Annotated in this window: 14 protein-coding genes; 11 read left to right on the forward strand and 3 right to left on the reverse strand. The window is 59.8% G+C overall.

Features of this window, described 5'->3' with window-relative positions:
- Positions 1 to 7: 7 nt before the first annotated feature.
- Genes IFS44_RS20185 through IFS44_RS22470 form a run of 3 tightly spaced genes read left to right on the forward strand, consistent with a single transcriptional unit; the run spans position 8 to position 1,197 of the window.
- Positions 8 to 457: a hypothetical protein gene (locus IFS44_RS20185; RefSeq protein WP_107930225.1), complete on the forward strand. Its 450-nt coding sequence runs from the start codon at positions 8 to 10 to the stop codon at positions 455 to 457.
- The gene (locus IFS44_RS22465) at positions 454 to 732 is read left to right on the forward strand and encodes a hypothetical protein (RefSeq protein WP_244650478.1); all 279 of its coding nucleotides are present in this window, start codon (positions 454 to 456) and stop codon (positions 730 to 732) included. The genes IFS44_RS20185 and IFS44_RS22465 overlap by 4 nt, the downstream gene beginning before the upstream one ends.
- Positions 733 to 744: 12 nt before the next feature.
- Positions 745 to 1,197, forward strand: coding sequence for a TorF family putative porin (locus tag IFS44_RS22470; RefSeq protein WP_342366514.1), 453 nt, complete (start codon positions 745 to 747; stop codon positions 1,195 to 1,197).
- A gap of 464 nt (positions 1,198 to 1,661) precedes the next feature.
- On the opposite strand, the gene IFS44_RS20195 is transcribed toward IFS44_RS22470, so the two are convergent.
- On the reverse strand, positions 1,662 to 1,811 hold the full coding sequence (locus tag IFS44_RS20195; RefSeq protein WP_162237052.1) for a hypothetical protein: 150 nt from the start codon (positions 1,809 to 1,811) through the stop codon (positions 1,662 to 1,664).
- Between the two features lie 133 nt (positions 1,812 to 1,944).
- Here IFS44_RS20195 and IFS44_RS20200 point away from each other — a divergent pair, with 133 nt between their 5' ends.
- The 3 genes from IFS44_RS20200 (at position 1,945) to IFS44_RS20210 (ending at position 5,450) form a co-directional block, all read left to right on the forward strand.
- Positions 1,945 to 3,420 carry a sensor domain-containing diguanylate cyclase gene (locus IFS44_RS20200; protein ID WP_206757885.1) on the forward strand — a complete coding sequence of 492 codons (1,476 nt, stop codon included), beginning with the start codon at positions 1,945 to 1,947 and terminating at the stop codon, positions 3,418 to 3,420.
- A 565-nt stretch (positions 3,421 to 3,985) separates the two neighbouring features.
- A complete protein-coding gene (locus IFS44_RS20205; RefSeq protein ID WP_192099835.1) occupies positions 3,986 to 4,660 on the forward strand; it encodes a hypothetical protein in 675 nt (224 codons plus the stop codon).
- Positions 4,661 to 4,766: 106 nt separating this feature from the next.
- Complete coding sequence (locus IFS44_RS20210; RefSeq protein WP_192099836.1) at positions 4,767 to 5,450, forward strand: hypothetical protein; 684 nt, start codon at positions 4,767 to 4,769, stop codon at positions 5,448 to 5,450.
- 620 nt (positions 5,451 to 6,070) lie between these two features.
- Here IFS44_RS20210 and IFS44_RS20215 read toward each other — a convergent pair.
- Positions 6,071 to 6,784 (reverse strand): HPP family protein, encoded by a 714-nt coding sequence (locus IFS44_RS20215; protein ID WP_082445371.1) that lies wholly within the window; start codon positions 6,782 to 6,784, stop codon positions 6,071 to 6,073.
- Positions 6,785 to 7,193: 409 nt separating this feature from the next.
- Here IFS44_RS20215 and IFS44_RS20220 point away from each other — a divergent pair, with 409 nt between their 5' ends.
- The 3 genes from IFS44_RS20220 to IFS44_RS20230 all read left to right on the forward strand — a co-directional run bounded on the left by IFS44_RS20220 (position 7,194) and on the right by IFS44_RS20230 (position 10,389).
- Positions 7,194 to 8,504, forward strand: a complete 1,311-nt coding sequence (locus IFS44_RS20220) for a cation:proton antiporter (RefSeq protein ID WP_192099837.1) — start codon at positions 7,194 to 7,196, stop codon at positions 8,502 to 8,504.
- 134 nt (positions 8,505 to 8,638) lie between these two features.
- Complete coding sequence (locus IFS44_RS20225; protein WP_206757886.1) at positions 8,639 to 9,595, forward strand: DUF3617 domain-containing protein; 957 nt, start codon at positions 8,639 to 8,641, stop codon at positions 9,593 to 9,595.
- On the forward strand, positions 9,592 to 10,389 hold the full coding sequence (locus IFS44_RS20230) for an SHOCT domain-containing protein (protein ID WP_192099839.1): 798 nt from the start codon (positions 9,592 to 9,594) through the stop codon (positions 10,387 to 10,389). Before IFS44_RS20225 ends, IFS44_RS20230 begins: the two co-directional genes overlap by 4 nt.
- 119 nt (positions 10,390 to 10,508) lie before the next feature.
- On the opposite strand, the gene IFS44_RS20235 is transcribed toward IFS44_RS20230, so the two are convergent.
- Complete coding sequence (locus tag IFS44_RS20235; RefSeq protein ID WP_162237051.1) at positions 10,509 to 10,661, reverse strand: hypothetical protein; 153 nt, start codon at positions 10,659 to 10,661, stop codon at positions 10,509 to 10,511.
- Positions 10,662 to 10,767: 106 nt separating this feature from the next.
- On the opposite strand from IFS44_RS20235, the gene IFS44_RS20240 reads away from it, so the two are divergent.
- Both IFS44_RS20240 and IFS44_RS20245 read left to right on the forward strand, forming a co-directional pair.
- Positions 10,768 to 11,265: a hypothetical protein gene (locus tag IFS44_RS20240; RefSeq protein ID WP_146168889.1), complete on the forward strand. Its 498-nt coding sequence runs from the start codon at positions 10,768 to 10,770 to the stop codon at positions 11,263 to 11,265.
- 184 nt (positions 11,266 to 11,449) lie between these two features.
- Entirely contained in the window at positions 11,450 to 11,884 is a 435-nt protein-coding gene (locus IFS44_RS20245; protein ID WP_192099840.1) for a pyridoxamine 5'-phosphate oxidase family protein, read from the forward strand.
- Positions 11,885 to 11,998: the final 114 nt, after the last annotated feature.

Genomic DNA, 11,998 nt, shown 5'->3' on the forward strand with positions numbered 1-11,998 from the left:
AGCGAAAATGGCCTATTTTCTAACCGCCAGCTTGGTGCTTGCTGCTACCGGTGCGGCCCTCGGCCTGACTGTCGATCATCAGAACCAGGTGGATCACCGCAGCGGTCCGGTCGCCGTCAAATATCGCGGCGACGTGGTCATCACCCATAAGCAGGTGGGCGCGGTTGCACCTGGCGGAAGACCGTCGTCGCTACGCTGCGACTGGGCGGCGAGCATGTCGGTGGCGCGACACGCGGTCGCGGCATCGGGTACCAGGCTGGTGCGCAGCATCGACAGCGAACCGGTGATTTCGGGCACCCGGCCCGGCTGGTGCGTTACGAGCCATGGCGCGATCAAGAAGGAGGTCGCGACGAAGTCAGCGGACATGCAGCAGCATCTGGTAAAGCTGGCGCAGGAAGACGAGCAGATGCTGCGCGTCGAGCTCGACCAAATCCACGGTCCGCAGCGCGCAGGATGATCCGGCGCGTTCGATTGGCGGGCGTGCTCGGTGCCGCAAGTTGCGGCCTGATCACGCCCGCGTTTGCACAAGATGCCGGGTCGGTAACCTTGGAGGTGATGAGCGAAGAGGAACGGCGCGGGCTGAGTTGGAGTGAGGGACGTGCCGCGCTGGCAGGCGATATTCACGGCTCGCGCGGCCGGCTCGATGCATCGGCGCGCGTGGTAACGCTTCGGAACAGCGTGCGACACGGTGGCGCCGATGCGGTCGTCGACCTTTCGGTGGGAACCGACTGAGATCTGGGTGCGGTGCGTATCCGTACCGACGCCACCGGCCACGCATTCGCGGGCGCGCGGGGCCGCATGGACTATGTCGAGGCCGGCGTATCGGCAAGCTATGCCTATGGTCCGCTGTACGCCACGGTCGGCGTGATCGGCGCGCCGTCGCAGCGCGCGATCGGTGGCAGCAACGTGTATGTCTATGCGAACGCCAATGCCGGTATTCCCGGTACGCCGCTGACGATGCTCGCCGAGGTCGGCCACTCGTCCGGCAGCGTCCGCGACCCCAGTCGGGTGCAGCGTCTTCGTCCGGGCGGCAGTTACACCAACTGGCGGCTGGGTCTCGAGCATCGTCGTGACCATCTGACGATCGGCGTCGATTATATTGGGACTGACGTCTCCCGCACCGCCACCGCCAGCGGGTTTGCCGATCAACGCAACGCCGCAGACAGAATTGTAGGGCGCGTACATGTTTCGTTCTGACGATTACCGCGGTCAGGGAGTGCCCGTTAACGCTGATGTGTACACGAACTGCCTCGGCAGAACCGTCTGTATATGTTTAACAAACGGCCGGTGCGGTTGAAGAATAGCCTGACGTCGCGCTCCTGATAGCCTGACGTCGTGCTCCTGATCGTATCGACCGGGATCGAATCCGAGAACGCCCTATCCGTCTCGATCATCGTTCGTTTGCGGGATGAGAAGTCGCGGATGGTAAGTTTTGCTGGCGAGCGATCTTGTTTGCTGCTGCCTTCAAGGTATCGGGCTGATTGCTATTAAAAGGGCCGTGACAAACTATCGGGAATAGCACGGCAACGCGATTGCAGTTCGAAGGCAGTCATGAAGATGCGCGCCTACTAACGGTTGGTCACCAGCATCCGCGACCGCTAAAGCCTGACCGATAATCGTTATTAGACGTTCGAGGTGCTGAGCGGTTGTTTCGCCGTCCATCATGGCTTCAAAGCCTTGATCATTTTGGCGTACCCGGCAGCACGAGCCAGATGAGCGATGCGAGCTGAAACGTCGTTACTGGCTTCGGCCTGTTCCCGCGCGCGCGCTTCGTTACGAACAAGAGTGCTCAGATCGCTCGAGTTGGACACGTTTATGCTCCTATCAAGCGGGAGCGCTCCAGCGTCTCTCAGTCGCCGCCATGCCATTAGCGAGTCGCGGCGATGTACCGACCCTGTACATGCCGTTAACCCGATGCCAACCTCACTTATGCTACCGTCTCCCATGGTAAACATAACCGGCATAGTCGACGAGGTAGCGCGGCTGGACGCGCTTCGTGCTCTCGATATGCTCGACACTCCCCCTGAAGCCGAGTTCGACGCCATCGCTGCAGGGGCGCGGCACCTCTTTGGCTGCAAGTTCGCTTTCGTTTCGTTAGTTGACGCGGACCGGCAGTGGTTCAAGGCAGCGTGCGGCCTTGAGGCTAGCGAGACACCACGAGATGTGTCTTTTTGCACCCATACTATCGCAGCCGACGATCTGCTCGTCATTGCGGACACGCGCGAAGACCCGCGCTTTGCAACCAATCCTATGGTGGTGGAAACACCCTTTGTGCGTTTCTATGCAGGCGTGCCGTTGCGAGTGACGCCACCAGGAGGAGGTGCCGCGCTGCCGATCGGCACCTTGTGCGTGGCTGACGACAAACCGCAGGATCCGACCCGCGAAAAGCTGGAGATACTCGCCGGTATGGCGCGGGTCGTCGAAGCGCTGCTTGAGGCGCGCCGGACCAGCAAAGAGAACCTACAGCTAGCGCTTGATCGCCAGGAGGCCCTCGGTGACATGGCCCGCACGCACAGACTGCTCCAGCACGCCGAACGCATGGCAAGGATCGGGTCGTGGCGCCTCGAGCTTGAAGGCGGACGGATACACTGGTCCGATCAGACCTACGCGATCCACGGCCTGGCACCGGGCTCGCAAGCGCAGCTTGCCCTAGCTATGCAGTTCTACCCTGAAGACGATCGTGCCAAGCTGGAAGCAGCGCTAGACCGCTGTGTGCGGCAAGGGATTGCATGGGATCTGGAGCTGAACTTCACAGATGCGCATGGGCGGCCCCGTCGCGTGCGCACGTTAGGTGAAATCGATGAGCGCGTCGGTAAGCGTGTCGCCGTCATGGGAGTGATCCAGGACATCACAGACCGGTACCAATTCGAGCGCCGCCTGGTTGCGGTAGCTCGAACCGACGAACTGACCGGCATACCAAGCCGACGCGCCTTCAACGAAGAACTGGAAGTTGCGCTCGACCGCGCCCGTGAAGGGGCACCGCTTGCTATAGCAATCATCGATCTGGATCGGTTTAAGGAGGTCAACGATCGGCTTGGCCATGCGACCGGGGACAAAGTTTTGCAGGTGATGGCCGCCAAGCTGCAAGCAGTACAGTATCTGGGCGATCACTTCATCGCCCGACTGGGCGGGGACGAGTTCGTGCTCATCCTGCGCGGACGGCGTACACAGGAAGCGCTTGTCCAAGACATCGCGCGATTGCTTGCAGACCTACGCTACGCCGTGCCTGACGACCGTAGCGCTATAATGGTGTCCGCGACGATCGGAGTCTGTGCCTATGGCGCTAGCTATGTCGATCGGGCTTCGTTGCTCAAGGAGGCAGACGAGGCTCTTTACCGCGCGAAGCGGATGCAGCGAGGCACGGCCGCTATTGCAGGCAACAGTGCCCATATCCAAAGTTTGGTTGGTGAGCCGCGATAATCTGCTTTGACCCCGGCACCTGGTTGGCGAGATTAGGGTTCAGGCATTTTGCATGTGACAATGGGCCGATGACCACCGGACTGATGAAGATACCCGTCTTGCTAGTATCCGGTGTCCTGTACTGGCTTTTCGTCTGCTGGGTGACAGGCGCGGCGGAACCATGGGATGCCGACGCCTACTGGCGTCTCTGGTACCCCGCCTCGTTGGGCTTAGCTGCGCTAACAGGGGCGGCGTTCAAGACGAGGGGATGGATGGCAGGAGTCATCCTGACGTTTGCCCAGCTTCCTGTGATATGGCTCAACGCCGGAACTATCTCGCTCTGGGTAATCGGCCTGGCAATGTCATGCATCCTCGCTGTGCCGGCTGTCGCAATCTCAGCTTTTACCGGCTGGTTTGCGGCTCGCTTACGACCGTTGTGACAGTCCGCGAATAGGATCGATCCGCCTGTGCATCAATAAGATCATGGTAGGACCTGTTCGCCCGCGCTGGACGGTGCCCTTACCGTGCGCAGCGAGCCGGAGTGTCGACCGGAAGATGGATCGTGTTGAAGCGACTTGGACCGGCGGTGGCGGCGATGGGATTGCTAGCCACCGCCGCGGCGTTTGCCACGATACGGTCGCCCGTGGGTCTGCAGTGTACGGCGGTAAGAACCTGGGCTTGCGCGGAAGCGAAGACCTGCGAGCGACGCGACGGCGAGGCCAAGGAAAGCTACAGCTTCGACTTGGTGGCGAAGACGTATCAGGCACCGCATGATCGGGGGGCGATCACCGCGTTCGAAACTGACGACGACGGCTTCATGACCTTCCTGCTCAGTGGCGGCCCACGTTACGTCCACAAGAACGTCGACGCCGGCGATCCGATGACGTCGTTCCTGTACATGTCGTCGATGGATATGCGAGAGCTGCGGTGCAATGCACGCTACGCCCCGGATGCATCAGCGGTTGCATCCGGGGCTAGCCGCAGTCTTACCGGTCATTACTACCTGTCAGGTGTGATGGAGACGGGATCGGAACTGCTGCTACGTCCAGATCAAAGCTTCGTCTGGTTCATGAGCTCTGGCGCCGCGGATCAGGCGGCGGAGGGCAAGTGGCGGGCCGATGGCGACGCGGTCCTGCTGGAGGCCGGAATCGGACCCGACGCTGGCTCAGAACCGGCGTTCCGGCAATTGCGGCTGCGGACCGACCATGGTGCGCTGCTGCTGAACGGCACGGATAAAGGCCGGTACGAGCGGCATCCGTAACGCTGGAGTTGATCCTACGTACTGCCGGGGTAGTACCGCGAACATGGATCATCGTCACCACCGCGCGACCACGTTGCCGACACGCTTCACCCCGAGGCGGTCTCTAGTGCGAGCGATGGTCGCCGTCGCGGTCGGCAGCGCATTGGCGGCATCGCCAGCCATAGCCCAATCCGAGCATGAGGTACTGCCGACGCCGGCATCGCTGACGCAGGTCCTGTCCTGCCAATCGCGCGACGCACTCGGAATCTTCGCTGAGCTGCTTTTCCTGCAGTATCGCCCGCCGGCATGGATGCGCCCGAGTAAATTGCCCAAGGCACTCGACGGCATGATCGGGTTGTATGGCTTCGCGGTCGAGGGCAACGTCTCGGTGTTCGGGGAGCCGGTCGACCATGTCTATTTCATGAGCGACTGGGTCGTCGCGCTGCTGCCCCGCGCAAGCGCCGAGCGGGTGATTGCTGCCCAGAAGATGACGCGGGCGCCGATCGCGATCACGGAACAATATTACCGCTTTGTCGATCCCGAAAGCGGGCCGATGATCGGCGGGTTCGCGCCGACCGGTGATGCGATGGCGAAAATGTTAGTCGATGCCTTCGGCGGCGATCCGGCAGCGAAGTCCGCGAAGGTGTCGCCGTCGACGGATCCGAAAATGCTGCTAGTCGGGTGCAATTACGCCGTGGCGTCGCAGGAAGATTTTCTAGATGCGGCACGTCGCGCCGAGAATACCATGCGCAAGGCAGGCGCGGATATCAGGCGGATGGCCGAAGAAGGTGAGGCTCGCCCGCCACGGTGATCGTCTTGCGGAAGGCGCGGCCGGGAGTACCGTAATTTCAATGCGACCTGGCAGGATGCCTTCGGATTGCGCAGACCTCCCAATCGCCGAACACCCGCATTCACGGAATGCATCATTCCGACCGTCTCGTCGACGGGTGTTGCCATCTAAAACACGGCACGCCGATACGTCGAAGACTTTTTACCGCTGTCGGGACGACCGAGAAACTAACGAAGACACCCCGAACTATTTCTGTCGCCAAACTCGGGCAAACGCCCGATAGCAACCCTGACTAGTATCCCAAATCCTCTGGTATCCTAAACCCTCGTTAGGCAAAGCAATAGCGTCATTTTCCGTCTGCTTCTCGAATAATGGTGTGAAGCCACTTTAGCAGAAGCGTTGCTGACAAAATGGCAATCCAAGAAAATATAGGGTCCGTTTCTTGGACTAAACCGACCTGGGCAATCCAAATTGTGGCGGTCAGTATTGCCATCGTAAGCGATGTTAACAATATTCTTCCCGCTCTCGCTTCCGATCGCCAGAGCAAATCGCAAAGCAACGCTATAAATAGAGCAAAAAGAATATTAATAGATTCTATAATCTAAAAAACTCCCGTTTGCATTACAAATATGAATTCAAAGTCAAGTTCGTGGGCGCCTGTCGAGAATTCCGCTTGCCGCCCGACTGGCCGCGTGGAACTCAACACGCCGGAACAGCAGGTCGAGGTCTTCCCGGCTCACATCGAAGGTTTCTCCGAGATCCGCGAGCGCAAGGTCAATGTCTAGGGGGTGCGGGATGCTTAACTCGGATGCAGCAAGCTTGTGACCTACTACCGGGACTGCGCGGTGCGGGTAGGAATGGCCCGAAACCCGGTGGAACGCGATGCCAGCCAAGATCAGGATCAGTGAATTAACGCCGACCGGGACGAGAGGGAAAGCGTAACCAGCTTCCAGCACTGAAGGCCCGCCGATCACTGCTGTCAACGCAGCAGCCCCGCCGGGGGGATGCAGGCAGCGTAGGAGCGACATGACCAGAATTGCCCCGCCCACAGCAACCCCTGCCGCTAGATACGGTATGGGTACGAAGCGGGCCGCTGTTACGCCGACCAGCGCCGATATGATGTTACCGCCGACCACCGACCAAGGTTGTGCCAATGGGCTCGCCGGGACGGCAAAAATTAGCACTGCAGAAGCGCCGATCGGCGCCACCAGCAACGGGAGCGGCTCAGATCCGTGCAGCGCCATAGCGCACACGAGGCTCGTCAGTGCAACCCCGATTACCCCCCCAATACACGCAAAAAGGCGGTCACGCAGGGTTGCACCAGCAAGCATCATGGGGAAAAATGGCCGTCTCATATTCTCAGATTACCTACAACGATGGAGACCAAACCGCGGTAACCACATCAACTACAACTGCTCAATCGTTAGCAGAATTGCCAAGCTCGGTGTGTCGGATATGGCAGGCACGCGACTGAGCCTCCTTACGAACTGAGCTTACGCCGAACCGGACCCTGCAACGTTCTACCGATCCCTGTGCCATGGGGGCATGATCGCGGTCCACGCTGAAGGCGTGACATTAGAACGACTACCCTGTGGCGCCTGGGCAACAGAACCTGGAGCGATCATCAGGAATGCTTGAGTGCATGTACCATCTGCAATGCATCCGGCTTGAAATCGGCCCCGATTTGCGTCTTCTTCCGCGGTAGGTAGCGGCACCGCGGACACAATCGACAATCGATCGGCTGGCTGGCGCATGGGGGGACATATGGCTCTATCTGAGCTGAGCGTAGCATTCTTTTTGCAGGTCTTCGTCATCGTCGCCGCATGCCGTGCGATGGGCTGGATCATGAAGCGCTTCTTCGATCAACCGCAAGTCATCGGGGAGATGATCGCCGGCGTCATCCTGGGGCCGTCGCTGCTCGGGCTGCTTGCGCCCGACGTCCAGGCGATGATCTTCCCCAAGGATGCAAAGCCGGTGCTGTATGTCTGTGCCCAGCTCGGCGTCGGGCTCTACATGTTTCTCGTCGGCCTTGGCTTTCGCACCGACCATTTCCGATTGAACGCAAGGAGCGCGGTTGCTGTTTCAGTGTCTGGCATGGCCGCGCCTTTCCTCGTTGCCGTGGCGCTCACGCCGTGGCTCCTCAGCCTCGATCTCTTCGGCAAAGGCATAACCAGCGTCCAGGCGACGCTTTTCATGGGTGCCTGTATCTCGATCACCGCGTTTCCCGTGCTCGCGCGCATCATTCAGGAACGCGGGCTGACGAAGACGCCGCTCGGTTCGCTGGCACTGTCTGCCGGTGCAATCGACGATGCCGGTGCGTGGACGGTGCTCGCGATCGTCCTGGCGAGCTTTGGCGGAGGTCCGGAGGTCGCCATCAAGGCCATCGTTGGCGGCGGTCTGTTTGCCGCGTTCATGATTGTCCTGGGTCCAAAGCTGCTGGCGCCACTTGCCCGTTGGGCGGAGCGTGAAGGTAAGATCACTCCGCAAATCCTGGCCGTCGTGGTCATGCTGTTTGGGTTGAGCGCTTGGGCTATGGACGCTGCCGGACTGCACTCGGTGTTCGGAGGCTTTCTGCTCGGTGTGGCAATGCCGCGTGGGCTGCTGACCCGTGAGATTAGAAAGCAGGTTGAACCGTTTACCACAGCGCTGCTCGTGCCGATGTTCTTCGCCTTCTCAGGGCTCAACACGCAACTCACAATGGTCAACAGCCTCAACCTGGCTGCCATCGCTACCGTGATTCTAGTGGGTTCGGTTGCGGCTAAAGGGTTGGCATGCTGGGCGGCAGCCCGTGCCACGGGTCAGGACAATGCGACCGCCATGGCGGTCGGCACGCTGATGAATGCACGCGGGTTGATGGAGCTCATCATCATCAACGTTGGTCTGCAAAAGGGCATCATCGGTCCTGCGCTGTTCTCGATGCTGGTTGTCATGGCCATCGTGACGACGCTGATGGCATCGCCCCTGTTCGAGCTTGTGTATGGTAGAAAAGCGCGGGCGTCTGGCGAGCTTGGCCAGCTTAACGAGGCAGACGATGCCGAGGACATAGTAGCCGCCCCTGCCAAAGGCCTCGCCTGACATCTAGCGTGAAGTACATATGAGTTAGGGTGGCGCCACCCGCCAACCAGCGAGCTGCTGCGATTCAAATCGGACCCTCGATTGTTCATACGCCACAACAGACGATGCTAATTATAAGCTGTATCGGCTCAATCATGCGGTGGCTCCGGCTGCTACCGGGTGTTCTGATCTGCATGCCCGCGGTCGGCCAGGCGCAGCGGGCTGGATTATGGGAGATCCGGGTCAGCATCGCCGGTGCTCCGCAAGTTGCACCAGTCCGATCCTGCGTCGCTGCCGATGCACCGTTGCATTCGCTCAGTTTATGGCCTGCGAACTGCACTGCCGGCAAAGTTAGGAAAACAACTGCCGGGATCGTTTCCAGAGTGGAATGTCAAAGTGGCCAGCCCGGTACGCTGTTGATCATACAACGGGAGCTATCAGGTGATCTGGACCGCCAGTATCGGCTTTCCACCGAAACATTGGTCGCACGGGCAGGCATGCAGGCGGAGTTGGCTCAGTCCTTTGACACGACAAGCCGCTATCTGGGGCCATGCGAGGAGGACGAACGCGAAGCGGTCTCCGACGAAGAAAAAGTTCCTGAAACCGTGTGGACAATCTTGGGGTTTGCGCTGGTCTTCGTCCTCCAGGGTATGGCGTTCGTCGGACTAGCATATGCGACGTACCGCGGGATGGCCTGGCTGTCGTTGCGGGTGGGACGTCGCGCCTACGAGCGAGCCGTGGTTGCCAACATCACCGTCGACGAGGCAGGGGCGGCAACGATACCCGTGCTTGCGACCTTCACCGGAGTCCGCGGTCTACCGTGGTGGTATGCGGTCGCGTCGAACAATGCCAAACCGCTGTTCGTGATCGAACCTGACGGCATTCGTTTCCGCGTCGCTCGCCAGCGGAAACGTCGTTATGCCGAAATCGAATGTGTCGATGTCCGGCAGGGCAGGGGCACCGTCAATCTCGACTTCACCTTCTACGGATCACTGCTGAACTTCACGGCCAATCTCGGTGCCGTGCCGCTGGCCGCCCATGTGCTCGCGTTGCTGCCTGGAGCCGTGCCGCTGTCTGCGCGCGCCCTCGCCGTGAAGGGAATCGGCATATGAACGGACTTATCCTGTCCATGTTCGTCAGTACGATCCTGAGCGGCGTGATTGCCACTGTGAGGGATCGTTCTGTGATCCCGTGGACGATCCTAGGCGCGCTCACCGGCCCCATTGCCGTCGCGTTGCTCCTGTGTCTGCCATCGCGAAAGGCGGTCGTTACACCGACACCCATCCGGTCACTCGCTAGCGAAATTCGCGAACTACAGGAACTGCGGGAGCGAGGTCTTATCTCTGACCACCAGTTCGAGCAGGGCAAGGCACGGGTGCTGGCCTGGCCGGTCGGATCGGCAGACCCGCCTACGCTGGGATCAGCGCGGGCCTTAGCAGATAGCGGCTGGACATGGGCGAGTTATCACCCAGCCGCCCGCGCCGCCTTTGTCGATCTGGCGCAGCGATATCATCTTGATCTGCAATGGCCGGACGACGTGCTTTTCGAGGTCGTCTGCACCCTCCCCGTGCAGCCGGGACTTTCCTTCGCGGTCACGCTGGCGCTCGAGAAGGGCTCGATCCATTGCTGGGGCGATGGGTGGGCGTTTGATGGCGCGGCCCCTGGAAACCCGGAAATCGGCTTGCCGGCTGACCTCGCGGAAGGGCTTGAAGCCTTGATAGCTGGATCAGGCCGATTGCTGGTGCGAACGGCCTACCGCGATACGTCGCCGTTTTGGACATCGTTGCAGGTGCAGCGGAACGGCCGCTGGCGAACGGTTCGGTATCAGGCGGGGATCCCCGTCCTGCCACTGTGGCGGCGTATGATTGTCAAAAACGAAGCCGCCCTGACCATGCCGGGACAATGAACTTCTAGCGCAAGTTCTCGTCGGTGACTGTTTGGTCAAGCAGGAAGCGGCGGGCATGAACAATCACGCGGGTCTCCGCCGTCGTTAGACGATGTCACGACGGCGGCATGCTCGTCTGTTTACGGCTTCAGGTTATTCTCTTTGAGCGTTTTGCCATCGGTGGCGAACTCAGCGTAGTCGCTTTCCTTGATGTCATTGGTGGCGAGCTGCCCGTCGAAGTCGAGCCGCAGCACATGGACGTTGCTGAGCGCGCCCGGCGACATCAGCCGCACGCCCGACCACGCGGGGCGCTGGCGATTTGATTCAGTGAACCTGCGCCCAATCTGCAAATTAGACCGTTGCGTTCATAACGTCCCGGAGCCGTATTGGAGAAGTGAAATGGCACTAGAAAACATTGTTAACGCGGCCAAGTCTGCTTTGAAGGATGTCGTCTCGTCGCCATCTGCTGACCCAATTTCCGACCGTGACGAGGTTTTGCAGGACTTACATCTGGCCGAAAAGGCATGGGCGACCGACGGTGTTCATTCAGGAGTATGGTTCGTCCGTGACGGCGAGCATGTTGCCTTCACGCCCACGACGCGAAATGGGGCGACACTGACGATCGGTGGTCAAACGACGAACTTCATTCCCGCTGACCGCTTTGCCGACTACCTAGTGAACATGCGGGCCGCTATCGAAGCAGGCGAATTTGATCGTGAGATAGCAGGTGCGCTCCATGGTTCGGCTAACGTCGGGGGAATTGCCGAGGTTGCGCTTCCGCCGGCTAGAGAAGGCAGTCCGCAAGATATCCGGCAAGTGCAACAGGACGCTGTACTAATTCGTGAGGGGCGCAATCCGGACGGATCGTTATCTGCAGTCGTGAGCAGTGGTTCTTAGCAACTACTGCGAACAGAGGTGGCTCGACAGAACTGGGGAGGGGCCTCTGTCTCACCTGTCCATTTTCCAAAAACTGTTCCCGATTGTACCGATAGTCGTATTGCCGCACGCGACCGTTATGCCACCATGTTCGTTGCAACCGCATGGGCAAACTTTCATGGCCCCACTTTGAAGGAGCAACACGATGTCGGACCTCAGCCTACACGACCTGTCAAAGAAGATGGCAAAGTTGGACTTCACGATGATGGCCACTCGCTCACCCAATGGCACCCTGACAGCCCGCCCGATGAGCAACAACGGCGATGTAGAATACCAAGGCGACAGCTACTTTTTCGCCTACCAAAACTCGCGAAAGATTACTGACCTGCGTGCCGATCCGCACGTCACGCTTAGCTATACCGGTGCCGTCGGTATGCTCGGCGGTCCCCCGCTGTTTGTAACTGTCGAAGGCGCCGCTGCGCTGATCGAGGACAAAGGCGCGTTCGCCGATCACTGGACCAAGGATCTCGATCGGTACTTTCCCGAGGGCATCGACACACCCGGTATCGTAATGATCCGTGTCGATGCAAAGGTGATCCGCTACTGGGATGGTAGCGATGAGGGCGAGATCACAATCTAAGCAAGTCACCTAAAGCCCGTATCACATAGGACTTCCGCGGCATTCTCGCGGAAGTCCTACAGACTGTGTGGAAACCTCGTCTGAGGATTCCCGTAGATCTCGGCCCATGGTATG

The organism is Sphingomonas sp. CFBP 13706 (assembly GCF_014842355.1).
In the GTDB taxonomy this organism is placed as follows: domain Bacteria; phylum Pseudomonadota; class Alphaproteobacteria; order Sphingomonadales; family Sphingomonadaceae; genus Sphingomonas; species Sphingomonas aerolata.